This is a genomic window from Vibrio sp. 2134-1 (assembly GCF_033339495.1).
This window is the reverse complement of record NZ_JAWOUS010000002.1, coordinates 148411-174152: the sequence shown is the minus strand read 5'-3', so window position 1 is coordinate 174152 and position 25742 is coordinate 148411. Positions and strand designations below refer to the sequence as shown.

Annotated in this window: 26 protein-coding genes and 1 tRNA gene; 7 read left to right on the top strand and 20 right to left on the bottom strand. The window is 43.1% G+C overall.

Features of this window, described 5'->3' with window-relative positions; genetic code table 11:
• The first annotated feature begins 25 nt into the window (after positions 1-25).
• A complete protein-coding gene (gene cueR / locus R7R78_RS03180; RefSeq protein WP_005376627.1) occupies positions 26-412 on the top strand; it encodes a Cu(I)-responsive transcriptional regulator in 387 nt (128 codons plus the stop codon).
• 42 nt (positions 413-454) lie between these two features.
• Here the strand turns inward: cueR and vctC are convergent, their stop codons facing one another.
• From vctC to rbsD, 13 genes are all read right to left on the bottom strand, one after another.
• Positions 455-1210, bottom strand: coding sequence for an iron chelate ABC transporter ATP-binding protein VctC (gene vctC, locus R7R78_RS03175; protein ID WP_025767868.1), 756 nt, complete (start codon positions 1208-1210; stop codon positions 455-457).
• Positions 1211-1212: 2 nt separating this feature from the next.
• Positions 1213-2163 (bottom strand): iron chelate uptake ABC transporter permease subunit VctG, encoded by a 951-nt coding sequence (gene vctG, locus R7R78_RS03170; RefSeq protein WP_005376631.1) that lies wholly within the window; start codon positions 2161-2163, stop codon positions 1213-1215.
• A complete protein-coding gene (vctD, locus tag R7R78_RS03165; protein ID WP_017820306.1) occupies positions 2156-3091 on the bottom strand; it encodes an iron chelate uptake ABC transporter permease subunit VctD in 936 nt (311 codons plus the stop codon). The genes vctG and vctD overlap by 8 nt, the downstream gene beginning before the upstream one ends.
• Positions 3092-3113: 22 nt before the next feature.
• The gene (locus R7R78_RS03160; RefSeq protein ID WP_318070171.1) at positions 3114-4022 is read right to left on the bottom strand and encodes a siderophore ABC transporter substrate-binding protein; all 909 of its coding nucleotides are present in this window, start codon (positions 4020-4022) and stop codon (positions 3114-3116) included.
• 163 nt (positions 4023-4185) lie between these two features.
• Positions 4186-4866: a Crp/Fnr family transcriptional regulator gene (locus tag R7R78_RS03155; protein ID WP_005382613.1), complete on the bottom strand. Its 681-nt coding sequence runs from the start codon at positions 4864-4866 to the stop codon at positions 4186-4188.
• A 134-nt stretch (positions 4867-5000) separates the two neighbouring features.
• Complete coding sequence (locus R7R78_RS03150) at positions 5001-5732, bottom strand: nucleoside phosphorylase (protein ID WP_064354716.1); 732 nt, start codon at positions 5730-5732, stop codon at positions 5001-5003.
• A 10-nt stretch (positions 5733-5742) separates the two neighbouring features.
• Positions 5743-6474, bottom strand: a complete 732-nt coding sequence (gene pnuC / locus R7R78_RS03145; RefSeq protein WP_225473020.1) for a nicotinamide riboside transporter PnuC — start codon at positions 6472-6474, stop codon at positions 5743-5745.
• 499 nt (positions 6475-6973) lie between these two features.
• Positions 6974-7996 (bottom strand): substrate-binding domain-containing protein, encoded by a 1023-nt coding sequence (locus R7R78_RS03140; RefSeq protein ID WP_213972718.1) that lies wholly within the window; start codon positions 7994-7996, stop codon positions 6974-6976.
• A gap of 35 nt (positions 7997-8031) precedes the next feature.
• Positions 8032-8949 carry a ribokinase gene (gene rbsK, locus R7R78_RS03135; RefSeq protein ID WP_149192074.1) on the bottom strand — a complete coding sequence of 306 codons (918 nt, stop codon included), beginning with the start codon at positions 8947-8949 and terminating at the stop codon, positions 8032-8034.
• Positions 8950-9172: 223 nt separating this feature from the next.
• On the bottom strand, positions 9173-10051 hold the full coding sequence (gene rbsB, locus R7R78_RS03130) for a ribose ABC transporter substrate-binding protein RbsB (RefSeq protein WP_005373143.1): 879 nt from the start codon (positions 10049-10051) through the stop codon (positions 9173-9175).
• 87 nt (positions 10052-10138) lie between these two features.
• Positions 10139-11122 carry a ribose ABC transporter permease gene (gene rbsC, locus R7R78_RS03125; RefSeq protein ID WP_005382618.1) on the bottom strand — a complete coding sequence of 328 codons (984 nt, stop codon included), beginning with the start codon at positions 11120-11122 and terminating at the stop codon, positions 10139-10141.
• Complete coding sequence (gene rbsA / locus R7R78_RS03120; protein ID WP_005373147.1) at positions 11119-12624, bottom strand: ribose ABC transporter ATP-binding protein RbsA; 1506 nt, start codon at positions 12622-12624, stop codon at positions 11119-11121. The genes rbsC and rbsA overlap by 4 nt, the downstream gene beginning before the upstream one ends.
• 23 nt (positions 12625-12647) lie before the next feature.
• Complete coding sequence (gene rbsD / locus R7R78_RS03115) at positions 12648-13067, bottom strand: D-ribose pyranase (RefSeq protein ID WP_005382620.1); 420 nt, start codon at positions 13065-13067, stop codon at positions 12648-12650.
• A gap of 472 nt (positions 13068-13539) precedes the next feature.
• Between rbsD and R7R78_RS03110 the strand changes: the two genes are divergently transcribed.
• On the top strand, positions 13540-15900 hold the full coding sequence (locus tag R7R78_RS03110; RefSeq protein ID WP_167416090.1) for an EAL domain-containing protein: 2361 nt from the start codon (positions 13540-13542) through the stop codon (positions 15898-15900).
• 139 nt (positions 15901-16039) lie between these two features.
• Here R7R78_RS03110 and R7R78_RS03105 read toward each other — a convergent pair whose 3' ends face one another.
• Entirely contained in the window at positions 16040-16615 is a 576-nt protein-coding gene (locus R7R78_RS03105) for an imm11 family protein (RefSeq protein WP_025767876.1), read from the bottom strand.
• An 822-nt stretch (positions 16616-17437) separates the two neighbouring features.
• On the opposite strand from R7R78_RS03105, the gene R7R78_RS03100 reads away from it, so the two are divergent.
• The 3 genes from R7R78_RS03100 to R7R78_RS03090 all read left to right on the top strand — a co-directional run bounded on the left by R7R78_RS03100 (position 17438) and on the right by R7R78_RS03090 (position 19276).
• Positions 17438-18079 carry a murein L,D-transpeptidase catalytic domain family protein gene (locus tag R7R78_RS03100; protein WP_167416091.1) on the top strand — a complete coding sequence of 214 codons (642 nt, stop codon included), beginning with the start codon at positions 17438-17440 and terminating at the stop codon, positions 18077-18079.
• Positions 18080-18407: 328 nt separating this feature from the next.
• The gene (locus R7R78_RS03095; protein WP_017633653.1) at positions 18408-18866 is read left to right on the top strand and encodes a hypothetical protein; all 459 of its coding nucleotides are present in this window, start codon (positions 18408-18410) and stop codon (positions 18864-18866) included.
• 86 nt (positions 18867-18952) lie between these two features.
• Entirely contained in the window at positions 18953-19276 is a 324-nt protein-coding gene (locus R7R78_RS03090) for a hypothetical protein (protein WP_042522561.1), read from the top strand.
• Positions 19277-19400: 124 nt separating this feature from the next.
• On the opposite strand, the gene R7R78_RS03085 is transcribed toward R7R78_RS03090, so the two are convergent.
• The 3 genes from R7R78_RS03085 to R7R78_RS03075 all read right to left on the bottom strand — a co-directional run bounded on the left by R7R78_RS03085 (position 19401) and on the right by R7R78_RS03075 (position 21175).
• On the bottom strand, positions 19401-20081 hold the full coding sequence (locus R7R78_RS03085; RefSeq protein ID WP_033906460.1) for a DedA family protein: 681 nt from the start codon (positions 20079-20081) through the stop codon (positions 19401-19403).
• Positions 20082-20131: 50 nt separating this feature from the next.
• Complete coding sequence (locus R7R78_RS03080; RefSeq protein WP_225473018.1) at positions 20132-20569, bottom strand: hypothetical protein; 438 nt, start codon at positions 20567-20569, stop codon at positions 20132-20134.
• An 87-nt stretch (positions 20570-20656) separates the two neighbouring features.
• Positions 20657-21175 carry a DUF4136 domain-containing protein gene (locus R7R78_RS03075; RefSeq protein WP_053304498.1) on the bottom strand — a complete coding sequence of 173 codons (519 nt, stop codon included), beginning with the start codon at positions 21173-21175 and terminating at the stop codon, positions 20657-20659.
• Between the two features lie 371 nt (positions 21176-21546).
• Here R7R78_RS03075 and R7R78_RS03070 point away from each other — a divergent pair.
• A tRNA-Gly gene (locus tag R7R78_RS03070) sits at positions 21547-21621 on the top strand.
• A gap of 16 nt (positions 21622-21637) precedes the next feature.
• On the opposite strand, the gene R7R78_RS03065 is transcribed toward R7R78_RS03070, so the two are convergent.
• Both R7R78_RS03065 and R7R78_RS03060 read right to left on the bottom strand, forming a co-directional pair.
• Positions 21638-22495, bottom strand: coding sequence for a sterol desaturase family protein (locus R7R78_RS03065; RefSeq protein ID WP_005373167.1), 858 nt, complete (start codon positions 22493-22495; stop codon positions 21638-21640).
• Between the two features lie 7 nt (positions 22496-22502).
• A complete protein-coding gene (locus tag R7R78_RS03060; protein WP_206225659.1) occupies positions 22503-23513 on the bottom strand; it encodes a DUF2804 domain-containing protein in 1011 nt (336 codons plus the stop codon).
• A 305-nt stretch (positions 23514-23818) separates the two neighbouring features.
• On the opposite strand from R7R78_RS03060, the gene gdhA reads away from it, so the two are divergent.
• Positions 23819-25171, top strand: a complete 1353-nt coding sequence (gdhA, locus tag R7R78_RS03055) for an NADP-specific glutamate dehydrogenase (RefSeq protein WP_017633658.1) — start codon at positions 23819-23821, stop codon at positions 25169-25171.
• A 76-nt stretch (positions 25172-25247) separates the two neighbouring features.
• Here gdhA and R7R78_RS03050 read toward each other — a convergent pair whose 3' ends face one another.
• Positions 25248-25715 carry an OsmC family protein gene (locus R7R78_RS03050; protein ID WP_017820322.1) on the bottom strand — a complete coding sequence of 156 codons (468 nt, stop codon included), beginning with the start codon at positions 25713-25715 and terminating at the stop codon, positions 25248-25250.
• Positions 25716-25742 lie beyond the last annotated feature (27 nt).

The following is a 25742-nucleotide window of genomic DNA, read 5'->3' as shown; positions in this document are numbered from 1 at the left end:
GCCTTAAACGTTATGGAGGTTAAACATGAATATTGGTGCCGTCGCGAAGCTCACTGGGCTTTCATCTAAGTCGATTCGATTATATGAAGACAAAGGGATCATATCTCCACCAGCGCGTAGCGACTCTGGCTATCGCGAATATTCAGATAATCATATTCAAGAGCTTAACTTGGTATCACGCGCAAAAAGCGCAGGCTTTTCGTTGCAAGAATGCAAAGAGTTCGTACAACTTGCTCATAACCCCAATCGCAAAAGTAGCGAAGTAAAAGCAAGAACCATGGACAAACTGAGAGAGGTTGAAGAAAAAATTGCACACCTCATGGAGATCAAAACGCAACTTGAAGGTTGGGTTTCTTCTTGTCCTGGAGATGCAGAGAGCCGATGCCCAATCATAGACGAGCTCACCAAGTAAGCCCGCCTATCTATTGATCTCGTTAAAAACGAACTAGCTCGCTTAATGATAAGTACACATGCGCTTACCGTTTAACTCTATGATGTTAAATGGCGTTTCATAGATGTCCTCTAGCGTAGACGCTTGAATAACATCTTCAACCGCACCACTCGCCACAACTTTACCTTTCTTAAGCGCCAATATGACATCTGAGTAACACGCCGCGAAATTAATATCATGAATCACGACCACCATGGCTTTATTCATGTCATGGGCTAACTGCTGCACAACTTTCATGATCTGAAGAGAGTGTTTGATATCTAAGTTATTAAGAGGTTCATCAAGAAAGACATAATCTGTATCTTGTGCAATCACCATAGCAATAAATGCAAGCTGTCGCTGACCACCACTTAATTCATCCAAGTATTTGTCTTGAATATCTTGCAAATCTAAGTAGTCGATCGCTTGTTCTATGACCTCATGATCTTCTTTAGTCAGATTTCCTTTAGAGTATGGGAAACGACCAAAAGAGACTAACTCTTTTACGGTAAACCGCATTGTAATCGAGTTAGCTTGGCGAAGTACTGCCAGTTTTTTCGCTAGCTCTTTTGTGTCCCATTCCGCGATTTCCTTGCAATCAATGATAACACTACCGCCATCTCGCTCCGTTAAGCGTGAGGCCATAGATAACAGCGTGCTCTTTCCCGCGCCATTTGGACCGATAATCGATGTTACCTTGCCCTTTTCAAACTGAGTATTGGCCTCGTCTACGACTTTGTTTGAACCGAAAGCCTTCGTTAATTTGTCTATTACTATCATATTTATACAACTTTGTTTTTCAGCAGCAGGTATAAGAAATATGCACCGCCGATAAAGTTAATTACGACACTCAACGTCGTCTCAAAACTGAACACGTTTTCGATTATCCATTGCCCAGCAAGTAGTGAACTGATGGATAGAAACGAACATCCGACCAATAGCGTTTTATGTTGGTAACTTCGGAACATTTCCCGGCTTAAGTTGGTCACTAGTAAACCAAAGAACATGATTGGCCCTACCAAAGCCGTAGAAATAGCAATCAAAACCGCCGAGATAATAAACACATTTCTCGTCACTTTAGGTACATCAACACCCAAGCTTTTCGCATTGTCTTGGTCGAGCCAAAACACATCTAAAGTGCGATGCATCCTAAACAACAACCAACATGCAAACATTAAAGCCGGAGCACTAAAGTAAACCAAGTTCACTTTGACATTATTGAAACTGGCGTACAGTTTCGACTGAACAATTGCATATGTGTTTGGGTCCATCAGCAAAGAAAAGAATGACGCCGCATTGGAAAATAGCTGACCAAAGATCAAGCCGACCAATAGCAACGTAATCAAGTTCTTGCTGCCTTTTGAAAAGTAAAACCCAAACAGCAGTAGCGAAAACGACACCATTACAATTACTGCAATCGCGAAATTGACGTACAAGTTAAGAACTAAGGTACTCAACCCACCAAAAATCAACACGATCAAAATTTGGGTTAACACATACAGCGCATCAAAACCCATGATACTTGGCGTTAAAATTCGGTTGTGCGTAATGGTTTGAAATACAAGTGAAGACTGAGCAATGGCCACACCCGCTAGCACTATCGCCAATACTTTAGGAACTCTACGAGACAAAAAATATTGGTAGTTGTCAGCCGTTAGCCCAATACCAATAAACAGACACGCGAAAAGAATCGCAATGCCACCTAGCAGCAGGATTTTCGTTGAATCACGCATGTTGCTTACCTCGCAACAACATAGCGATGAATACCACGCCACCCAATATGCTGATCACGATAGAGATTGGCATTTCATGAGGGAAAATAATTAAACGACTCACCAAGTCGCAACACAACACTAAAATCGCCCCATACATGGCCGTAAGCGGAATGTTCTTTTTGAGATTATCGCCATAAAAGTGACTCACGAGATTCGGCACAATCAGCCCTAAGAATGGCAACTGGCCAACAATCATCACGACACTTGCTGACATGATGGACACCAATAGCACGCCAATCGTCACAACCTGCTGATAATTCAAACCCAAGTTAATCGCGAAATCTTTTCCGATACCTACGGCAGAGATCCTTGCGGCAAAAAGATAGCTGAGGATAACCATTGGTACCGCGATGTACAGCAGTTCAAAATCACCACGCAAGATGTTAGCGAAGTTTGCGACTGTCCAAGCATTCAGACTTTGAAGTGCATCATATTTGTACGCGATAAACGTAGTCATGGATTGGATGACATTGCCGAAAATAATCCCGACAAGAGGCACAAAAACCACGCTCTTAAATTGAATGCGCTGAATAAAGAAAACAAACGCTAGCGTCCCAAATACCGAGATGCCAAATACGAGCCAAAGGTGATTATCATTACCAAAGAAAACCACGCTCAGTACGTAGCCCAACATGGCACATTCGATCGTACCAGTTGTAGAAGGTGCCGCAAATCGGTTCTGGCTGATTTGCTGCATGACAAGACCCGCAATACTCAAGCCAGCACCAGCAAGCAGTATGGCAAATAAACGTGGTATACGGCTGGTAAAGAAAAGCTCTAATGCTTTCTCATCACCTGAAAAGAGTTGTTGGGGCGTCATGTTTGCCACCCCAACAAATAACGAAACCGTGCTTAAAACCACAAGGGTTAGCAATAACTTCTTCAAAGTTAACCTCTGCTATCTTGGATTACAGTTCAACGGTTTGCTTTATCTCACTGACCATTTTTTTTGTTGCTGTCACACCAGACATCGACAAATACCACGCGTCCACATCTAAATAAGTGATTTTGTGATTTTTATATGCTGCGGTCGCTTTGACTAAGTCGTTATCCATGGATTTACGAATATCGTTATCCGGCGTACCTGTCAGAGAATTTCGGTCAACCACGAGAATATTTTTCGGGTTAGCTTCACGAATAAACTCATAAGAAATGACATCTCCGTGAGTGCCCGTTTTCACGTGCTCAACCGTTTCCAAGAAGCCAAAGTCGTTATAAATGACGCCAAATCGCGACTGGGCACCAAACGCGCTGATGTTGTCACCCATGCTCAAAATCGTTAGTGCATCATTTTTGTTCGATTGGTTGTAGTCACGGATTGCTTTGAATTGAGCATCTAGCGCTTCAATTTTCTGCTCTACTTTTTCTTCGATATTGAAGATCTTACCAATATTGCGCCATTGCGCTTGCGTGCCTTCCCAATAGCCTTGGTTCTCTTTCGCCGCAAAAACAACTGTAGGGGCAATTTCACTCAGCTCTTCATATTTCGCAGACGCTCGCGGGCCAACCAAAATCAAATCCGGTTTTTGCATGTAGATGGTTTCAAAATCAGGTTCAAACAAACTACCCGCAGAGGTGTAGTTATCTTTGCTGTATTTTGAAAGGTAACTAGGAAGATTAGACGAGTTAGATACTGCAACAGGATCGATACCAAAGTTGTCCAGCGCATCTAGCGGGCCAAAGCCAATCACAACCACACGCTCTGGGGATTGTTCTAGCTCTGTTTGACCCATGTAGTGGTCAATCACAACTTTAGCAGCGAAAGAAGGAGAAACAGTAAATAACGACAGCATAGCCGCACCGACGAATTTTTTCATTTTGTTAAGCCTTAATGAGATCTATTATCATACGCGTTCGCAATATAACGCTACTCTTTAATGCATTCAACAAAATTTAAGGTACTTTACATTAGTTACGTTTACTCAAGACTTAGATATATCAAAGACTTATAAAACCCATCAGTTCCAATACCTGGGCGTATCATTCATGCGCTTCAATAAACGCTTTGAGTGCCAGCTCATCAATAATCTCCAAACCGTTGTCCGTTTTTGTAATCAATCCCTTTTCAATCAAGTCCTTAACTGCACGTCGATAGACTCGGCCTGAGGTACCAAACCGCTCAGCCTCTTGGTTCACTTTATCAAAACCACCAAGCAGCTTATCCGTCTGATTACGGACGAGAAGATCATAGGCAATGTTGTAAGTAATGGGATGCAACAAACGATTAGTGTAGATATCCATGGAGTCTTGATAATCCTCAGCCAATGCTGAAGCGAAGAACACCATCATTTGGGGATGATTTTGCAGTGCTTCGGTTAGTTTTTGGATACAGATAACATCAACCTGCATATGTTCATCTGCTATCACATTCCATTGACAAGGAGTCTGAGTGAAGAACTCCATTTCACCATAAATATGATAGTCGCAGTTAGCTTCCCCTAATTGAAAACGTCGTCCATTTGCGGCCAATATGTTCATCGAGACTCGACCTACTGGCACAACATACAAGTACTGAAGTTGCTCACCTTGGCGGAGAATTGCTTCCCCAGCATCAAAGTAACGCGAATTTATTTGGCATTGATAAATCAAATCGCGAAAGGTGGCACTCTTTTCTTCAAGGTATGTTTTGAAGCGACCAGTCGGATAAGGGCTGATTTTCATTTTCTGCTCTCTCAGAAAAAGTTACGGACAACTATTTAAGGTGGATTGTACCCCGTAACTCCAAATAAAAAAGCGACAGTGACCTGTCGCTTTACATCTATTCTGTTTATGTGACTTACTGAGATAGAGACTGGCTAACGCTGAGCAACCAAGGCTTCTAATGCCGTAATCGCGGCACTCTTCTCACCTTGCATCATTACTTTGGCTTCATCAACGTACTGACCAACACCTTCTTTCACATCTTGTTGATACAGCACCACGTTGTTTAATATCGAAGCCACATGAAGGCCTCGTAGTCGACCGACCGTAAACAGCGCAGAGGTTTCCATATCGGCACCTAAGATGCCTTTCTTGTTCCAATGTTGGCATATTGCATCTTCGTCATCGGTATAGAAACTGTCGTGAGAACGCACCACACCAAAATGATAATGCACTTTTTGCATCGACAAGTAACGCTCAACTTCCTTTAACAGTGAAAAGCTTGCGTAGGCTGGATAAGACGAATCGACATACGCTTTAGAGCCGCCCTCATCTCTTACCGCGCCTTCGGCAATGATCAACTCGCCAAGGTGAATGCCTGATTGCATTGCCCCCGCCGATCCAACACGTACCACATGAGTCACACCGCACTGTTTTAGCTCTTCCACTGCGATGATCATCGATGGCGCACCTATACCTGTACTACACACTGAAACAGGCTTGCCTTTGTAGTTGCCGGTAAACACACGGTACTCGCGGTTTTCCGACACCATTTCTGCATCATCAAATAATGCCGCGATACGATTCGCTCGATCTGGCTCGCCGCATACAATAACGAGAGGAGAGATTTGTGTTTCATCCACTCCGATATGAGGTTGTTTGGCCATTTTTCGTTCCTTACACAGCAGCGTGCGCTAAGGTTTTATCGCCATTGCGCTTAGCGCTACGAGCCCACTCACGCGTGCCATTGGCAGCGATGAACATAAGAATCGCGTACTGAACAGACATTGCGTAAACACCTTGCGTCGCGTAGATACCCACACTGATAATGTTAATCACAACCCATAGAATCCAGTTTTCGACGTATTTACGTGTCATCAGAATTTGTGCAACAACAGAAAGTACTGTCATGGTTGCATCCCAGAACGGGAACGCGTCAGGTTCAAGCACCGGTTCAGCCAAGCCAGCACCAAAGAGATTCAAGCTATCAACAGCAATGTTTGCTAGCGCAAAGAAAAATGGGTCGATATAGATCGTTAATAATGCGATACATGCAACGCTAATAGAGGCAGTAGTAATAAGTTTCCGTTTATTTAACCAGCGAACCTCCAGCGTTTCACCTTGTGCGTTTGGACGAGTCCACGCATACCAGCCGTAAATGTTCGCACAGAAGAAAAATAATTGAAGAAGCAATAATCCGTATAACTGAATTTGAAAAAAGATAACGGCAAAAAGCGTGACATTCAGCAAACCGAATAAGTAGTTGATGGTTTTTTCTTGGCTGGCAAACCAAATGCAAAGCAGTCCAAAAACGGTACCGAAAGCTTCGATCCAGCTCATTGCGTAGCCGTCGCCAATCGGAATGTTAACGAGAGTATTATTAATATCGAGTAAGGCAAAGAGGTCCATAACATGTCCTTTATTATTTTGTTTGGAATACGCTTATATTAGAGCGTGATCCCCAACAAAAAGGAGGACATTTGTCCTCCTCTTGATGCACTCGATCATAATTCAGTTCAATGTTTACTTGAAAGCAATAAATGATGCTATTGAACGATGTTGGAAATAGACGTGCCTATGAATCCAAGCCTAGATAGCGTTTTTTGAATGCAGAAGCTGATGCAAATAAAGCTGACGCCAAAAGTGTAATAATAAAGCCAATTGCGTACTCAAATGCTTCATTAACCAGTAGCTGATAGCAGCTCACAAAAAAAATCAATACAACTGTAATAACATTAACTCGGTGAAACCAAGGGTGTTTTACAGATAACTTAGCGTAACCTTTTGATAACATTTAACTAATCCGCCAGACAACAATTAATAGTTTTATTTATAATCAACGACGATAGTAAGGCTTTATCGTATAAAGAGAAACGACTTTTTTAATTTTTTAGCTCAACATCACACGTCATTCAGTGACGTTTGACTTTAACCTCTTGACGCTTTTCCGTTCCACTAGAGTCGGTTCTAATTGTACGACCTGTGCCTCTGTTGACTTTTCATCCAACTTTCGGACAAGAGTCTCAACGGCAGCCTGCCCCAAACGGTACTTAGGCTGATGAATGGTAGTTAGCGATGGCGACATAAATTTCGCGATATGGATGTCATCGTAACCAATAATGGACAGGTCGTCCGGCACTTTAATATCGAGCTCATTTGCGGCGTTAATCACCCCCATCGCCATCATATCGTTAGAGACGAAAATCGAGCTAGGTAATGCGCCACGCTGAGCCATTTTTTTGAACGCTTGATACCCACCCTCACATTCGAAGTCAGACTCAATGATCCAATTGGCATTAAATTCCAAGCCAGATTCGTTCATTGCTCGCTTATAACCTTCGTATCGCATTTGCGCTTGGTGTTTAATCAAAGGGCCTGTGATGCACCCAATTTCGGTATGGCCGCAATCAATTAAGTATTTCGCCGCTAAGTAACCGCCACGAAGTGAGTTGTCTTGGATTTTATCGCTTGTAAATAGCATCGGCCCCCAGTCCATTACCACAACTGGGATATCTGGGTAACGCTCAAATACATCGATACGCTCTCCTTCTAGCGACGAGCACATCAAGATCAAACCATCGACACGCTTTTGCAATAGCGTATTAATGGATTGACGCATACGTTCGTTATCACCCTCGGTGTTACATAAAATGAGGCTGTAGCCTTTTTGGTAGCAGCTGCGTTCGACGCCTTTTACGACTTCGCCAAAGAATGGGTTGGTTGAGGTTGTCACGAGCATACCAATGGTTTTGGTACGATTAACTTTGAGGCTACGCGCCAACGCAGAGGGCGCGTAGTAGTTAAGCTCTTTTGCGGCATTGTTAACGCGTTCAGAGATCTCTTCGCTCACAAAACGCGTCTTGTTAATAACATGGCTCACTGTTGAAGTGGAAACCCCTGCCAGTTTTGCGATGTCTTTCATCGTCGCCATGTTACTACTCCTATTTTAATGAGGCGTTGTGCGCCTTATTGTTCCGCGAGAAACGCGTCCACCTCTTCGCGGGTTGGAATCGACGTTTGCGCGCCAAAGCGGGTCACAGAAATTGCAGCCGCCGCATGTGCAAACTTAATCGCTGATTCTAAAGGTAAATCTTCTAGGAGACCAGTGACGAATGCCCCATTAAATGTATCGCCCGCAGCGGTAGTATCCGTCGCTTCAACGCGGAAACCCGAGATGATTTCGCCTCGACCGTTTTGGCTTAGCCAAACGCCTTTTGCACCGAGTGTGATCATGACAATTTCTATACCTTTACCATGTAGCACATTCGCCGCTTCTTGCGCGCTTTCGTTGTCTGTTACAGTAATACCTGTCAGAACTTCAGCTTCCGTTTCATTTGGCGTAATCACGTCAATGTAAGACAGTAATTCATCTGACAATTCACGAGCTGGCGCAGGATTCAAAATGACATTGGTTTTGGCATCTTTCGCTACACGCGCAGCTTTCTCAATGCCGCACATCGGCGTTTCCAATTGCATTAGCAAGTAATCTGCTTGGCGAATACGCTCTAAATCTGGCTCAATCGCTTCTGCTGTCAGTTTGGCGTTCGCTTCAGCTGAAATGCAAATGCTGTTCTCACCACTGTCCGACACTTGAATCATCGCGATACCTGTCGGGCAATTTGGCTGCATCTTCACACCAGTGATATCGATGCCGTCCATTTTGAAGTTTTCGCGAATGTTAATGCCGAATGAGTCGTCGCCCACACAAGCGATAAAACCGATGTCTGCATTTAATCGCGCCGCCGCGACGGCTTGGTTGGCACCTTTGCCACCTGGGATAACTTGATAGTTGCGACCATGCAGCGTCTCGCCTGGGCGAGGGAAAGAAGGCACTTGAAGAACATGGTCAGCGTTTACACTACCTAACACCACTAACTTATTCATACGGTTATCCTCGGTTCTGAATGAACCCTTTTAAAAAACTGTTTAGGAAAATACATTAGATGACTTTAACTTCTCTTCCTGATGAAGGAGTCTCGATAAAAAGCCAAAGGCATCTATACCCCACACTTTGCAGTATTTTGGGTAAGTTTGCCCTCACCTCCTAAACGACAGATATAAACGGAGGAGAGAGCAAAAATTAGGATGATTTATTGGAACTTGAAACTTACTTAGTGACTACTTTTAGTGGTACTGGGATGTACTCTTCTACTTCTTCACCTTTCAAAACTTTGTCAGCCGTTTCAACACCTAAAGCACCGATAAGGTCTGGTTGCTGAGCAATAGTTGCCGCTAGTTTGCCACGGTTAACTGCTGCAATGCCGTCTTCCGTACCATCAAAACCAACGATAACGACATCTTTGCCAGAAGCTTGAACTGCACGAAGTGCACCTAGCGCCATTTCATCATTCTGTGCAAATACCGCTTGTACATCCGGGTTAGCCGCTAGCAGGTTTTCCATTACGTTTAGACCTTTTGTGCGGTCAAAGTCAGCCGGTTGGCTAGCAAGAAGATCCATATCGCTGCCCTTCACTGCATTCATAAAGCCTTCACCGCGCTCACGCGCTGCCGATGTGCCCGCAATACCTTCAAGTTGAATGACTTTTGCTTTTTCGCCGACTTTTTCCATGATGTAGTGGCCTGCCATTTCACCACCAATTACGTTGTCCGACGCGATGTGACTCACAACTTCACCACGGCTTGCACCACGGTCTAATGTCAACACAGGGATCTTAGAACGGTTCGCCATACGAATTGCATTAGACACTGCATCAGAATCCGTTGGGTTGATAAGAATTGCTTTTACGCCGCGAATACTTAAATCCTCGATGTTCGACAGTTCTTTACTCGGGTCATTTTGCGAGTCCAGTACAATTAAGTCGTACCCCAATTCTTTCGCTTTTGCTTCCGCACCGTCTTTCATCGTTACGAAGAACGGGTTGTTTAGCGTCGAAACCACAATCGCCATGGTATCTTGAGCTTGCGCCGCTACCGATACGGTTGAAGAAAGAAGTGCAGCAGAGATAAGAGTTGCAAGTTTTTTCATCGTTCTAGTCCTTTGTGTAGGGTGAGCCAGTACACGTCCCCTGACTCGGTTTGTATTCACTGTTTTATACATACAGATTGTTATGAATTACTTGTTTTTGTTGTCTACCAATACCGCCAGCAAGATAACCACTGCTTTTGCAATCATTTGGTAGTAGGAAGAAACATCAAGTAGATTAAGTGCATTGTTCAAGAAACCGATGATCAGCGCACCAATCAAGGTACCCATGATACGACCTTTACCGCCCATCAAGCTGGTACCGCCAAGAACAACCGCTGCGATAGCGTCTAGCTCGTAGCCCATACCCGCTGTTGGCTGCGCCGAAGAAAGACGAGACGTTACAATAATGCCTGCAAGCGCTGCTAACATACCGCAGATGGCGTAGACACCAATCTTCACTCGGTCTACATTGATACCTGATAGGCGAGTCGCAGACTCATTGCCGCCTAGTGCGTAAACATAGCGACCAAAGCGCGTGTGGTTAAGTAAATACCAAGCCGCTGCAAACACAACCACCATTAACCAAACAGGAACCGGAATGCCTAGCGCGTAGCCAGTACCAAACCATGCGAACGCATCCGCGGTGTCAGTAAAGCCTGTCGAGATTGGACGACCTTCGGTGTACACCATGGTCACACCGCGTAGTAACGTCATGGTAACCAGCGTAGCGATAAATGCCTGCACCTTACCCTTCGCAATAATGATACCGCTGATCGCACCTAACGCTGCACCTGCGACTAAAGCAGTTGGAACCGCCACCAGCACCGGAACCTCAAGCGCAATCATGCTTGCCGCAAAGGCACCACACAATGCCAATACCGAACCAACACTTAAGTCTATGCCTGCTGTTAAAATAACTAATGTCATACCCACTGCGATAATGGCATTCACGGAGGTTTGACGAAGAATGTTGAGAATGTTGTCGACCGTAAAAAAGTTCGGGTTCAAAAATGACACAACAACGATCAGAAAGATCAAAGCTATCAGTGATTTTTGCTCAATCAGCCACTCTTTTGTGAACAACTTCTTGTTGCCAGTTTCGGTTGGTTTGCTCATGGTATTCGTACTCATGCTGCTTCCTCATTGATCTCTTTGCCTACGGCACAGGCGAGTAATTTTTCTTGATCGGCGTCTTTCGCATCAAATTCGCCAGTGATACGACCTTCATGCATCACTAAAATACGGTCGCTCATGCCGAGCACTTCAGGCATCTCGGAAGAAACCAAGATGATGCTCATGCCTTCGGCCTTAAACTTGTTGATGAGCTGATAAATCTCTTTTTTTGCTCCGACATCAACACCACGTGTCGGCTCATCCAGAATCAGAACTTTAGGTTTCGTCATTAACCCTTTCGCTATCGCAACTTTTTGCTGGTTACCACCAGATAAGTTGCCGATGATTTGATCTCGCGTTGGGGTTTTAATGTTGAATAACTTAATAAAATCTTCCACAGCAATCACTTCGTCGCTGTGTTGAATCTGGAAGCCTTTGGTCAGCTGGTTTAGCGAACAAAGTGACATGTTCTCCTTAACCGAAAGACCTAAAACCAAACCATCGCCTTTGCGATCTTCAGAGATGTAAGCGATACCATTTGCCAAGCCATCTTGCGGGCTAACCGGGTTAATAGTTTTGTTATCAAGATTGATAACACCATGCTCACTAGGTAATGCGCCGTAAATGACTTTCATGAGTTCAGTGCGGCCTGCGCCCATCAAGCCAGAAATTCCAAGAATCTCACCACGCTTGAGAGTAAAGCTCACATCCTGAACGCCAGACCCAGTCAAACCAATGACTTCAAGACAGGTTTCGCCATGTTGGACATCAATACGTGGATATTGCTCTTCTAATTTTCGGCCAACCATCATTTCAATTAGGCCATCTTCATCAGTGTCGGACACCTTGCACTCACCGATAAACTTACCATCACGAAGCACTGTAATATCATCACAGATTTCAAAGATTTCTTTAAGACGATGCGAAATGTATACGATGCCGCATCCTTGCTCGCGGAGCTCATTAATCACTTTAAACAGTGATTCCGTTTCGGTATCGGTCAATGCGTCCGTTGGCTCATCCATAATGATGACTTTCGACTCAAACGAAAGTGCCTTTGCAATTTCCACCATTTGTTGTTCACCAAGGCTTAAATCGCCAAGCAATGTTTTTGATGAATGCTTTACATTCAGACGTTTTAAAAGCTTGTCAGCCTCGTCATACATTTTGCCCCACTGGATACGCCCTAAGGAGCCAGTGAACTCTCGTCCCAAGTAAATATTTTCGGCAATCGTCAGTTCAGGAATCAGGTTCAGCTCTTGGTGAATAATGCTAATACCAGCTTCCTGTGAATCGCGTGGACCTTTAAAGGCCGCCGGCTGACCTTGATATTGAATGCTCCCCGCATCCATGTGGTAAATGCCTGTCAACACCTTCATTAACGTTGACTTGCCTGCTCCATTTTCACCCATCAGCGCCATCACACGGCCTGGATAAACATTCAGGCTTGCTTTGTCGAGTGCTTTTACGCCCGGAAACGCCTTCTCAATTTCGCTTAGTTGTAGAATGGCTTGAGTCATAATCTGTCCTCAATATCTCTGGCTTAAAAAACCACGCCCGCTTGGAAAATAACGTTCGCATATGGCGAGCATTCGCCCGTTCTTACGATAGCGCGACTTTGGGCCGTGCGTGCTTTAAACGCTTCATGTGACACGTAGCTCACCTCAATAGATTTGCCCGTTTCTTCACTCTCTTTGCTCAGTTCGTTGAGCAACGCTTCATGCAAAACTGGGCTTGCATCAGAGAACTCTTCCGCAATGATGACCCCTTCGATTTGGGACTCAGATAGAATTACGCGAACAGTATCAAGAAAACTTGGTACCCCATGCGTTAGCGCCAAATCGATTCGCTGAACATGCTCTGGGATTGGTAGACCAGCATCACATATAGTGATCTCGTCGGTGTGGCCTAGCGTCGCCACCAAGTAAGAAATATCTGAGTTAATTAGGGTACTTTTTTTCATCTCATCGACCTTTCGGTTACACGTTCATACAACCATGAGCGCCTGTTTTAAAGTGTTTTGTTATTAACAGAAAACTCATCGAAACGTTTCGATGAAATAATAATTCGTCATCGCAATTTGACCAGTGTGAGATCGATAAGGTGTGAGAATGATCTGTAATTCAATTGTCATTGAATAGGAAAAGTGCACTTGAGTCACACTTTATCATCGAAACGTTTCGATGACAGTATTTCCCTGTCATTACAGTTAGGTTTTATACAGGGAGGGAGGAAAAGAGACGTCCAACTACTGAGAAAACCTCTAGTTAATAAGCTCGAAACCTTTCACGTCATCACAATTCTTAGATAGCTGCCTGATTTTGGAGAACGCTCACCTTACAATCTGGTTACAATTTGCCAAAACACATCATCCGTTCAGTACCTTACCTGGTACGCGACGTTTGTAGGGACACAAACGGAAACTAAGAACCATAATGAAGTTAAGCAATAGAGTCATTTTGCTTGTCGCGCCAGTGATCTTATTAAGCGCGTTAGTATCTAGCTATATTATTTATAGCATTCAAAAAGTGACGCTCATCAAGCGGGAAGACAGCTATATTCAGTTGCAGATGGAAAAGCTCGCCGGGCAGTTTCGACAAGCGAATATTTTTCTTAATAGCTATGCCTATACGCTCAGTAAAAGTGATGTATTACAAGACTATTTGGTAAATCATAACAACCCCTATCGTGAACGAGTCTTGTTTAACCGATTAGACGAGACCGCTGAAGTATTGAGCCATGGTTACAAAGGCGATGCGAGCATGGCGATCCTCGACGGAAAACAAAACCTTCTCTACTACACAGAAAACAAATATTACGAATCATCGGGCGTGGTCGACCCAAAGGTGTTAGAGTACATATCACGAAGTTTCAATGAGAGAGAGGCTTTCAGTCACACTGGCTTTATTTATAACTCCAGTGGACAAAGCATTCTTCTTCAATATGAGGTCGTCGACAAAAGAACGGGGACTCACCCTTTGAGCTTTGACTCGAAAAATGTGTTTTTTGTGGTAGTTTCCGTATCACTTGAAGCCTTTAACGAGATTAAGCATGAAATCGAGTTTGACACGCACAGCGTGATTACTTTCGCCGACAAACCCATTTATCTTGATATTCCTCTCGCTCAAACCATTGAGCTACTGCCGCACTTTTATGCCGTGCTTTCTCCTGCCGAATATTTAATGTGGAATAAAGTCGATAAAGTGTGGCTAGAACTTGCTTTCTCCTTTGGCGTAGCGGCGTTTTTCACCATCACATTAATCATTTTGGTGTTGTACCGCTATGTGTTGCGCCCTGTTTCTCGCCTTGATAAGCAGCTGAACGAACTTGAATCTAATCAACGTGACAATATTGAAAAGCTAGAAACAAACGATGAAATAGGACGCCTCTCTGCACGCTTTTTTGATATGTATGAGGAACTTAATGTCATCTATAAAAAGACAAAACGCCTAGCTGAAACGGATCACCTGACGCAACTCGCCAATCGCCATCGTTTTCATGAGCTTGCCACTCGTGAACTTATCTCCCCTTCGCAGTTTCTGTGGGTTGTTTACGTCGATCTTGATAACTTTAAATACGTGAATGATAAATACGGGCATGAATTGGGAGATAACTTATTAAAAGTGTTCTCATCACACATCAAGAATGCCTGTCAAAAGTTCTCGCACGATTACAACAGCCCCTGCTTTGCCGCCAGGTTATCTGGTGACGAATTTGCAATTTTGCTGAGCTCAAATCAAGAGGTAAAACGCTTGCCTGATTTGCTTGCATCAGAGCTGCTAAAACCGATTAGTAATCTCAGTTCATCTTGGAGTAATTCATTTCCCGTTACGGCAAGCGTAGGTATTGCACAATATCCTCAAGACGGTACTGACATCGCGAAGTTACTCTCCAGTGCCGATGCGGCTATGTATCAAGCAAAACGGGCAGGGAAAAATCAATACGCCTATTATTCAGCCGCTCTCAATATTGAGTCTCAAAGACGAAGTCAACTTGAACGTGCGCTCCGAAAAAGCAATGTAGAGGAAGAATTTCACCTTGTTTTTCAACCCTATATGAACAATCGAAGCAACGAAATTGAGGGGTTAGAAGTCTTGTTGCGCTGGGAAGCCGAAGGTATCGGCCCTATCCCTCCAAAGGAGTTTATTCCAATTGCAGAGCAAGCCGGATTATTTGATAAAATTGACCGCTGGGTTTTCGCCAATGCAACGGCGGAATACCATCAATTAAGGAATATTTTCGGTAAGGATATTGTTCTTTCGGTCAATCTTTCATCAGCAGAGCTAAACTCGATAGAAATGGCAAACTACATCCATGAACAAGCGACACTGCACAGTGTTAAACCAGAATGTATTGAGATAGAAATAACCGAAACCTTTGCCGCAGAACAACAAGGAACGGCTCTACTTGATGAGCTATCAAAACGTGGCTACCGTCTTGCAATTGATGACTTTGGTTCTGGTTACACATCGTTAACTCAGCTCGTTCAGTATCCGGTTCAAAAAATCAAATTTGATCGAGAGTTCCTCGTTACATTGATGAAGACCAACAACGGCCATGTGATCAAACCTATTATTGAGCTATGCCATGCCCAGAATAAAACGGTTACAGCAGAAGGTATTGAACACAATATGATGCATGAATGGCTATCGGCATACCGCTGCGACTATATGCAAGGCTATTTATTTGGCAAACCAATGACTAAAGAACAATTGAGCTTGTGGTGGCAATCGGCAAATGACGACAGTCGATTTGATGCGTCCATGGCCAGCTCAATTAGGGTTTCAAGAACATAAGTTAAGGGGAGACGTACAGCTGTCACAACTGTGGCGGCTGTATTTAGTTATATATGAGCTTCATTGATAGATGCTCAGCTTTTGTTCCCCCATACCTATATCTATGACTTTAGTCGAGTAAATCACTATTTATTCGTTTTTAAACCAGCACTTCCTTGAAATCCAAACCGGTCAAATTCAGCGCTTTGACGCTATCGTACAAGCCACCTTTTTTGTCCGTGCAAAACGTTCTGAGCCCAGCACCTTTTACTCTGAACAAGTCAGATTCATTAACGGCTTCCCTATTCAAAACGAGTTTCTTAAACGGTCTAGCACGACTTAGCTTACCATGACGAAGATTATACTCGGTAGCAGAGGTATCAATGGCATCAATTTGAGTGACAATGTTTAATGCTCGCCAAGGCTTTCCTTGTAGATTTAATGGTAAAAATTCGACATTCTCGCTCAACACATCGAGCTTATCCGCAATAGAAGCGGATACAGCAAGAGTAAAAGATCCCCATGCTGCAATATCAGGCCTGGGTAATGGCTTTTCACCCTTAACGTCTAACCATTCAATATCAATACTTTTCCAACTGGCTTTAACAGACTCTCCATAGAGTTGGATAGGTTTGCTTGCCGTTACTTGAAGAGACATTTCCAATGGCGACTCTCGCAACATTGCAAAATCATTAACATTGGGAGTGACAATAAACACTTTATTAAATGCTGTCATAACCGTCCTTAAATCAATTTGAGCGCTTTCAAACCAAACATAATAAATAGAGTTTACTTTCATGTTCAAAAATTTAATGAATTCAGATCTGGCGTTCTTATCTTTTAATTTCTAAGTTTTATTATTTATATATTTTAATCCACACGATAGAATTATTTTTTAAATTTTTACTATGTACCCTTCCTTATGTAATCGAATAAATTAGAGAATAAACAATAGCACGCATCACTTCACTTTTGTCGAGCTCATCACTCTCACTTAAACGATACATTCACAAGTTCAATTTTTGTACGACTTAGACTTGGCTTTGTCAATCGTGAATTAAAAACAACCGATTCACCGCTGTTTTACTGCCTTTTCTTACCACCCTGTTGTTTATTCATACATTATAAATGCACTTATACACATAACGATTCGGCGTTACGATTTGTTACGAGTTAAATCACAAACTTTTGAGGTATTGGATAAAGCGTAGAAAAAGAAAACACATTGAAATAAAAAGAGTTTCTAAAGTACGAAAAATAAAACGCCGTTTTTATAAATTAGCAACTTCACAAATATCCTTAAACACAGTTTTATTAATTACATATATCAGATATTATTTACGCCGAAGTTTATAGAAACCATCGTTAAACTTCATATTTTATATAAGTTTCAATTAGTTAGTTTTTAACTCGAAAACTTATCGTCAACCCAATATCAAGCACCTAAGCGTGCAATAAGAAACATTGGGAATAGAATTATATTGATGTGCATGTTGTTTTAACGAATGCATGAAGCAATCGGTAAATTTGTAACACCATAGAGTTTTATTTAGCCAAGATGAAAAAGTTAATTTTATTATTTACATGTGCGCTGTTGTCTGTCTCACCTTTTGCTTTTGCAAAACAATCAGATAACGAACTCAGGGATCATTTACGACCAAAGCAAGTTGAACATGTGTTTAAACAAGCCAAGCTAGATGGCATAGTAGACTTTAAGTTGTTCAGTGACGCTTACATCGCTTATCAGAAGACACCCGATAGAAAGAAGTCGGTACTAACGATCATCGACTATAGTAAACCATCAACTGAAAAGCGTTTTTATGTGGTTGATTTAGATAAAAAGAAGCTAATCTACAATACGTATGTTTCTCACGGCGTGAACAGCGGAAAGAAAACAGCGACACAGTTTTCAAATGTCGTGAACTCGCGAAAAACATCATTGGGCACTTTTTTGACTGATACCACTTACTACGGCTCAAATGGCTATTCACTTCGATTAGATGGGCTAAGCTCTGGATTAAACGACAAAGCTCGCGAGCGTTACATTGTCGTGCACGGTGCCGATTACGCAAACCCTTCCTTTATCAAGAAGAATGGATACCTCGGACGCAGTTGGGGTTGCCCTGCTTTACCAAAGAAGTTGTCTCGCGAGATCATTGACACTATAAAAGGCGGCAGCGTTATTTACGCAAGCGCGTAATACCGATGCGACACATATGGGGAAGAAAAAAGAAGATTCTATTTCTTCCCCAGTAATAATCCTGTTAGCTTAATCGTCCTTGTGCAACGACTCTCTTTCCATTTTCGCTTACTCGAAAGCGAAAACTATTGTGTTATTCGCTGATATACCTAAGTGCGATCAGAAAACTCTGTTCATCCCCCTTCCATCTCGTTAGTATACGCTGAGTTCATCAGACACTGGCTTTCGTCGTTATCATAGTTCCACTAAGATTCCTTAATCATGGTGGGTAACTGTGGCTTTATATGTTTAGGGTTACTTCTTGCGTTATCTACACCATATATTATTGATGCTTTCTTTGTCCCTGCTCTCAGGGCTCATCACAGCTTCATATGCGCATGAGTGGCACCACACCAAACATTACACTTCCGAGCGCCTACTTAAACTCTCTCAACAAGACGATTTTGAGCTAGCACACACTGATTTTCATGCCTCAGCTTCTCTGAGCTCTTGGGGTTCAGAAAGTTACTACCTACATATAAAGCGCGAGTTGTTCGGGCTTGTCTCCTGTCGCCGAACATCAGCTACTGATGGCGTTTTATCATCAGATTTTACTCCTGATTATTTTTTACTTATTGCTTTCTCTTCTCCACCACTACTGGAGTTGGCAAAACAAGCATCTCGCTTACCTCTAGACAGTTATGGCGGACTCATGAGTCAACGCTCTCTTTATCGCCTCTCAGGAAGAAAGGAAGCGAACTTAATGTACGTCTTTACTCATGGTCGCAACGCCTTCTCTGTTGTTTAACTTTTTATGACATACAGAGAACACGAAAATGTAACGATAAGAGCCAATATGCTCATTGTTACTAGAACCAATTTGAGGTCCATATAATGACAAGAATCGCTACAACAATCGCACTAGCATTACTATTTTCAGCGGGCTCAACCTTTGCAAACACAGAAACTAAGCCAGAAGAAATGAGTAACGACACTCTGTTAGAGTGTGCCAACGTTTCTAACGCACGTATTGCAGTTCCGGAACACAGAGCGATGTTCAGACACTACTTAATGTCTGAGAGAGACTACAGCTTTGACCAGCTATCGTCTGCCGAACTTGAATTTAAAGCAGCAGATAAGAATGAGTCTGAAGTAGAGAACATCTACAAGTCTCAGTGCAAAGAAGTTGGCGAATACTTATATAGCATTGGCTATTAAATTCGAAACCCTAACGACACTCAAAAAGAAAGGCGCAATGTATGCGCCTTTCTTTTTACTGATAAAAACCTGTCGATTAGATGTCTAATCTGCATACAAGCTTAAAAGTGCAAATCAAGTAAACTTACTGAGAAAACTCAGACACATCCTTGGGTTTACAGAACGCTCGACGTGCTTTAACAAACAAGAAACTAAGCACTCCAATCACAAGAGTAATTATTGGTGCCGCCATTAATAGCATTGTGATTGCTTTGCTCATATTTTCCGGTAGCAAAGGAAGTAATGAACCAAAACCGCATAATATCAGCGTCCATAAAATCGCACTCAGCCACGCAAAGTAATGGAATTTACTAATACGTTTCACTCGCAACCCCATCATTAATGGCAATAGGGAACGAACAACCGGAATAAACCGCGCGCACAAAAGCGCAACCAATCCATGTTTACTGAGTAATACGTCGACTTGTTCCAAACGCTTTTGAGGAACCGCACTCACCCAGCCTTGGACCTTAGGTAAGCGATTTAGCCACTTGCCTTGTAAATAAGCCGCCCAACTTCCCAACCCCGCACTAACAGCTATCACCAACATGATCATAATTGGGTCAAGGACGCTAACCGCCGCCAGCGTACCGGATAGTACGACGACACTGTCGCATGGGAAAGGTGCAGCAGGAATAAAACCACTTTCCAAAAAGATAATCACAGCAACAACAAAATAAACCAAACCTGCACTGCCTGGCGCCATTAACGCCGTGAAATCTTGATGCCAAAAAGCACTCAAGACCTGAATGATCGAATCAAACATAAACCGCTCCTAAGCATAATTAACCAAAAGTTGCAAAAACATGGAATGTGTTAGCGAGCATGTATAAAGCGGTATATGAAATTCGATTCTTTTCTCACGCCGATTCTGTATTTAGAGTGAGTAAAAATACATTCAATACAACAATCTAAAGCCTCATTGCCGATGCGTTTTAGCCACTTCATCGAGTAAATTGCCGAACGATGCGCCCACCATGCTACATCAAGCATTTCAAACCATTCGGGTTCTACATCGTCGTTCGAGCTCATTTCCTTAGCATGGCTAACCCTCACTACATTCCGGCTGTTTAAACTCGGATAGTCTTGTTGTATTGGAGAGATAGGATGTTCTGAAAAGTGCTTCGACTTAGCGTCAACAGCGATATTCTGGTTATGAACGGAAAGAAAATTTGGGTGTGAGTGCGCCAGGCTCATGCTCGGAGCCAGCAAGCAGAAAAGTAGTCCGAGTAAAGCAATCAGAGTCGTACGCACAAAGGTAACCAAAACCAAAATAATAAGTTCTTTTAACCCTGTGCGTAGCTATTGGCAATTAGTATTCTTAATCGTTAAGAATACTAATTATTTTTCACCGTAAGGGTAGCTTTCAAACATCTTCGCGATTTCTTCTTGGATGAGAGATTCTCTTTTCTCAGAGCTCATTGACTCAGACAGTTTACGACTTGAAACGCCTTTCCAAACGACTTGATTAGCCTTTGCATCAACCAGTTCAACTACCAACTTCCCATACTTACGTTCTTTATATCTTTCCGGGCTTGAAGTGATCACACCAAAGCTATTCCAGCCATAACCAAAGCTCACCGACGATCCTGAAGAAACAAGCTCGGATTCTTCTACGATATCATGATGTACGTAAAGGTCACCGCCGCTATTTACCTTGTTTAAACCCTTACCCTCAAGCTGTTCAGCAAGCCCTTGCTCAATACGTCGACCATCAATACTGGTAGGAGCTTCCGCCTGAGCACCGAAGTCAAACGTTCTGTAAGCTGAAAAGTCGGCTTGTTTATCTACATCGGTTGTAACGGTAGTACAAGCAGATACCAGCATCACCACCAGCCCTAATATCAAACCTCTCATCATGTTAAATCTCCTTTGGTTAAGCTGACCGTTTCAGCAGAATTACCCTGTGTTATACATACGCATAAACAGTAAAAAGTAATCATTTCAATATCTAGTCTTGACCATGAAACGTGACTGTTCAATAAACGAGATTAACCTTTGCACAGAAAATCTTGAATATCATCAACATCTAAACACCTAAGAATTCGGTTTTTACGACCTAATTGGAAGCCTCTAGGCTTAGTAACGAAATCGCGAGTGCCACAAAAAACCAGAGACAATGAACACTTTAACATCAGCTCGCTACTTTTTTAGGCAACTGACAAACATTTGATGAGAAAAGACTTTTCTTTTTCGTCCAGTGTGGCATATTAACCGAGTCCTATCGATGCGCGGGCATCGTATAATGGCTATTACCTCAGCCTTCCAAGCTGATGATGCGGGTTCGATTCCCGCTGCCCGCTCCAATCTCTTTATCTCAATTTACTCATAAAAATCCGATGGCGGAGCGAACAAACGGCGGCAGCGTTGTTTCCATGATAAGTTTGGTCGAGTTACGTCATAAAACATGTCTTTCCATTCTGCAAACGTCACGCGGATGGGATTAAAGCTGTTTACAGGTTTAGAAACCCCATACCGAACCGTTTCCACCTCTGGTTCAAACGTTCCGAACATTCGATCCCAAATAATTAATACACCCGCATAATTTTTGTCGATGTACTGACGGTTCACACCATGATGAACGCGATGATGAGACGGCGTGTTAAATACCCACTCTAGTGGCCCGAGCGAACGAATTGATTGGGTGTGAACAAAAAACTGTAAGCCCAGATTAAACAACACAACGAAGACAACCCATTTTGGCTCAAAACCAATAATCACCAAGGGCAACCAAAAAATCCACATCCCCGCTAGCGGATACATTAAACTTTGACGAAATGCGGTACTGAAGTTCATTCTTTCCGAACTGTGATGAACAACGTGCGCGGCCCACATCCAACGAATACGATGGCTAGCCCGATGAAACCAGTAATAGAAAAAATCTTGCAGGACAACAAGTAAAAGAAAAGCTGAGACGCTCATTTCGATATCAAACAAACGCCAATCAAACCACCACAAATACAACTGAGCAATCAGCAAACCCGTGAGTATGTCTGTCGCTTGGTGTAAGCCCGCAAGAACAAAATTACACGCTACTTCAGGGAAGTAATACGTCGCGCTTTCAGGCAAGCGTCCCCTTCTTTGTCCGAACCAATATTCGGCAAGCATGCAGAAAAAGAAAACTGGAGCCAGAATCATCAGAAGTAATTCTGGGCGGTCCATCAATTGCGTCCAATCCATTGTGTTTCTACCATTTTGCATAGTGATCTTCAGTAAGACCCATAACTTCTTCTAACTGATGTTTGATGCCATTTCCATCGATAAGATAGCCAGAGAAATAACCGATGTACTGACGAAAGTTACTTTTGAGAAGCCAAAAATTTTTCTTCTCTGAGCGTCGATTCAAAGGCGTGAACTGTAAGTTAACTCGTTTATCTTCCGACGTAATATGCCACTTTTGCCCTTCATCACTTCGTGAAAACTGAAACTGCACAGGTTGCAAAAAGTGACGCTGACCATTAATCCACAATACATTTTCGCAATAGCCAGTTTCATTAACGCCAGCTGCCAAGTTCAACCCCAGACGCCTGTCATCCTCAAAGCAATTGATACTCGCCCAGCGCCAACTTGTTTCTCGCCGCATGTACCCAGCGGAAAAATCGTAACCAGCAGCCACCTCTGAAAGATCTTGCTCTTTTCCTAATATGAACAAGTTACCGTCTACTGCTAACGCATTGTGCTTCTGAGTATATGTCCAACCCGCATAACCTGTTGGCGTACACAACATTAATGGCAAACTCATATTTTCTGGACGTAAATAGAGATCCGCATTGACTGACTCTGTCACAAAGTGGACGTGCCAAATACCATCCTTAATAGAAAACTGAACTCTTTTGTTAGCAAGATGGGCAAGACTGCACCAACTGGAAGGCTGAGTTTGATAACCTATATTAAAAGGTTTCAACCATTGTTGCTCAATCAACTTATTCTTTTTAATATCAAACAGGTAGCAAAAGCCGGATGCTAAATACCGTATATCAGCAATCGCTACTCCAATGACGTAATTAGGTGTGACCAAATTGACGAACTGAAACTGCTTATAATCGCGGTAACGGCGCCACTTAGACACCGGCTTATCCATCTCATCGAGGTAGGTAAATTTATCTAGCTGTAACGATGTTGGAATTCCATCAAGGTGGCCAAACGCTGGTAGGCCATTCTGCTGAATAAACGAGTTCAGAACCTTAAGCTCATCCATATAGTTGTCTTTTCACAAGTTATCACACACAAAAACTTTAACATGACGTTAACATAAACAATTTGCGTAACTGCACAACAACATCGACTAAAGTGATTTCTGCTTGTTATATGTGAAACTGATCACTCAACCACCCGCTTACTTAGCTCGCCCTACCTATCTCAACCAACACAGCCTGGGTTAGAAGCTGCACATTCTCATCCGCAGGAAAGACCACTACAACCATTGAATCTTGGTCAAAATCACTATTTAATGGAAATACATTCATATAAACTGATTGCTTATTCACATCAAGGAAGAAATCTATGTCATACATACACGATACTATTGTTGCGTTGCAACACAGTAGCCCTGCGCAAAAAGAATTTTACCAAGCGGTAGAAGAAGTATTAACTTCTCTCGCGCCGGTAATAGAAGGCAATAATAAATATAAGGAACAAGCGATTATCCAGAGGATCGTCGAGCCAGAACGTCAAATCATGTTTCGAGTTCCTTGGGTTGATGATGCTGGAAATGTACAAGTAAACAAAGGTTATCGAGTTGAATTCAACTCTGCTTTGGGGCCGTACAAAGGAGGATTGAGATTCCATCACTCAGTCAATGCGAGCATCATAAAATTTCTCGGCTTTGAGCAAATCTTTAAAAACGCACTGACTGGCCTTCCTATCGGTGGCGGCAAAGGCGGTTCAAACTTCGATCCTAAAGGAAAATCCGACGGCGAGATCATGCGATTTTGCCAATCATTTATGAACGAGTTGTACCGTCATATCGGTCCTGCCACCGATGTACCCGCAGGCGATATCGGCGTCGGGGCGCGCGAAATTGGCTATATGTTTGGTCAATACAAACGATTGACGGGACGCTACGAAGGTGTGCTCACAGGCAAGAGTCTTCTTTGGGGTGGCTCACTCGCCAGAAAAGAAGCGACAGGATATGGCGCCGTCTATTTTGCAGAATGCATGCTCAACGACCGCAACGATTCATTGAAAGGGAAAACTTGTCTCGTTTCTGGTGCTGGCAACGTGGCTATCTACGCCATTGAAAAACTGTACCATATGGGAGCAACGCCAGTTACATGCAGCGACTCTCGAGGTACGATCTATCATGAGCACGGTATTGATCTTAAGCTCCTAAAACAACTGAAAGAAGTGAAAAGAGCAAGCTTAGAAGAATATTTAGAAACTTACCCTGAAGCAGAATACACACCAGAGGGCGACTATCCTAATGAAGGACATGCTGTTTGGCGATATCAGGCTGATGCTGCCTTCCCTTGTGCGACTCAAAATGAATTAACGTCAGACGACGCACTGGCTCTTATCGAAAACGGATGTATTTTGATTAGTGAAGGGGCGAACATGCCAACCACCCGTGATGCTGCCAATATTATCGTGGACTCGGACATAGCTTATGGGCCTGCAAAAGCAGCCAATGCAGGCGGCGTTGCAACCAGTCAACTTGAAATGGCGCAAAATGCCAGCATGCAAAACTGGACGTTTGAACAAGTGGATAGTCAGTTGCAAACCATCATGAAAAATATTTTCATCAATGCAAACGAAACCAGTAAAGAGTTTGGCCAACCTGGAAATTTAGTTTTAGGCGCCAACATTGCAGGCTTTAGAAAAGTCGCTGATGCAATGATTGAGCAAGGTGTCGTCTAGATGAACGAGCCAGCAGGATGACTGCTGGCTTAATATAACTCCGCAATAGGCCGCGCTTTTTGATAAAGAGCTCCACTTAATTCGCAATAAGCGTTGTCACTTCTGTTTTAACGGAGTTGGCGATAAAGCAATTCTCATGGGCCATGTGGTGCAGTTTTTCTAATTGAGATGGTGTCGGTTGTTTTTCACCTGAAAATGTTATCTTAGGGTTTAACGTTACCTTTGATACCCACTCTTTTCCGTTTTCGCCTTTTTCAAGCTCCCCTACCGCTTCATCGAAGTAACTGTCCACAACATAACGTCGCTTTGCTGCAATAGACAGGAAAACGAGCATATGACAACTAGAAAGTGCCGCGACAAACGCTTCTTCTGGATCAACGTTTTCTTCTACGGATAGTGGTAATGGTACTACGTGGGGAGATGGAGATGCTGGGACTTGCAACCCTCCATCAAATTGCCAAATGTGTGCCCGACTATACTTATTATCACTAAACTCTTCGCCAGCTTTACGATGCCATTTGATTAAAGCGGAATGCTTACTCATTCTAACTCCCTGATTTTCCGACGACGA

Coding starts and splice junctions, on each gene's coding strand:
- R7R78_RS03105 (WP_025767876.1), bottom strand. CDS start 16,615: ATGACAGCATTTAATAAAGTGTTTATTGTCACTCCCAATGTTAATGAT.
- R7R78_RS03140 (WP_213972718.1), bottom strand. CDS start 7,996: ATGGCGACGATGAAAGACATCGCAAAACTGGCAGGGGTTTCCACTTCA.
- rbsD (WP_005382620.1), bottom strand. CDS start 13,067: ATGAAAAAAAGTACCCTAATTAACTCAGATATTTCTTACTTGGTGGCG.
- R7R78_RS03155 (WP_005382613.1), bottom strand. CDS start 4,866: ATGAAAATCAGCCCTTATCCGACTGGTCGCTTCAAAACATACCTTGAA.
- R7R78_RS03160 (WP_318070171.1), bottom strand. CDS start 4,022: ATGAAAAAATTCGTCGGTGCGGCTATGCTGTCGTTATTTACTGTTTCT.
- R7R78_RS03090 (WP_042522561.1), top strand. CDS start 18,953: ATGACAAGAATCGCTACAACAATCGCACTAGCATTACTATTTTCAGCG.
- rbsB (WP_005373143.1), bottom strand. CDS start 10,051: ATGAAAAAACTTGCAACTCTTATCTCTGCTGCACTTCTTTCTTCAACC.
- R7R78_RS03150 (WP_064354716.1), bottom strand. CDS start 5,732: ATGGCCAAACAACCTCATATCGGAGTGGATGAAACACAAATCTCTCCT.
- R7R78_RS03110 (WP_167416090.1), top strand. CDS start 13,540: ATGAAGTTAAGCAATAGAGTCATTTTGCTTGTCGCGCCAGTGATCTTA.
- R7R78_RS03095 (WP_017633653.1), top strand. CDS start 18,408: ATGCTTTCTTTGTCCCTGCTCTCAGGGCTCATCACAGCTTCATATGCG.
- R7R78_RS03100 (WP_167416091.1), top strand. CDS start 17,438: ATGAAAAAGTTAATTTTATTATTTACATGTGCGCTGTTGTCTGTCTCA.
- vctG (WP_005376631.1), bottom strand. CDS start 2,163: ATGCGTGATTCAACGAAAATCCTGCTGCTAGGTGGCATTGCGATTCTT.
- cueR (WP_005376627.1), top strand. CDS start 26: ATGAATATTGGTGCCGTCGCGAAGCTCACTGGGCTTTCATCTAAGTCG.
- rbsK (WP_149192074.1), bottom strand. CDS start 8,949: ATGAATAAGTTAGTGGTGTTAGGTAGTGTAAACGCTGACCATGTTCTT.
- pnuC (WP_225473020.1), bottom strand. CDS start 6,474: ATGGACCTCTTTGCCTTACTCGATATTAATAATACTCTCGTTAACATT.
- gdhA (WP_017633658.1), top strand. CDS start 23,819: ATGTCATACATACACGATACTATTGTTGCGTTGCAACACAGTAGCCCT.
- R7R78_RS03075 (WP_053304498.1), bottom strand. CDS start 21,175: ATGATGAGAGGTTTGATATTAGGGCTGGTGGTGATGCTGGTATCTGCT.
- rbsC (WP_005382618.1), bottom strand. CDS start 11,122: ATGAGTACGAATACCATGAGCAAACCAACCGAAACTGGCAACAAGAAG.
- R7R78_RS03065 (WP_005373167.1), bottom strand. CDS start 22,495: ATGGATTGGACGCAATTGATGGACCGCCCAGAATTACTTCTGATGATT.
- rbsA (WP_005373147.1), bottom strand. CDS start 12,624: ATGACTCAAGCCATTCTACAACTAAGCGAAATTGAGAAGGCGTTTCCG.
- R7R78_RS03050 (WP_017820322.1), bottom strand. CDS start 25,715: ATGAGTAAGCATTCCGCTTTAATCAAATGGCATCGTAAAGCTGGCGAA.
- R7R78_RS03085 (WP_033906460.1), bottom strand. CDS start 20,081: ATGTTTGATTCGATCATTCAGGTCTTGAGTGCTTTTTGGCATCAAGAT.
- R7R78_RS03060 (WP_206225659.1), bottom strand. CDS start 23,513: ATGGATGAGCTTAAGGTTCTGAACTCGTTTATTCAGCAGAATGGCCTA.
- vctC (WP_025767868.1), bottom strand. CDS start 1,210: ATGATAGTAATAGACAAATTAACGAAGGCTTTCGGTTCAAACAAAGTC.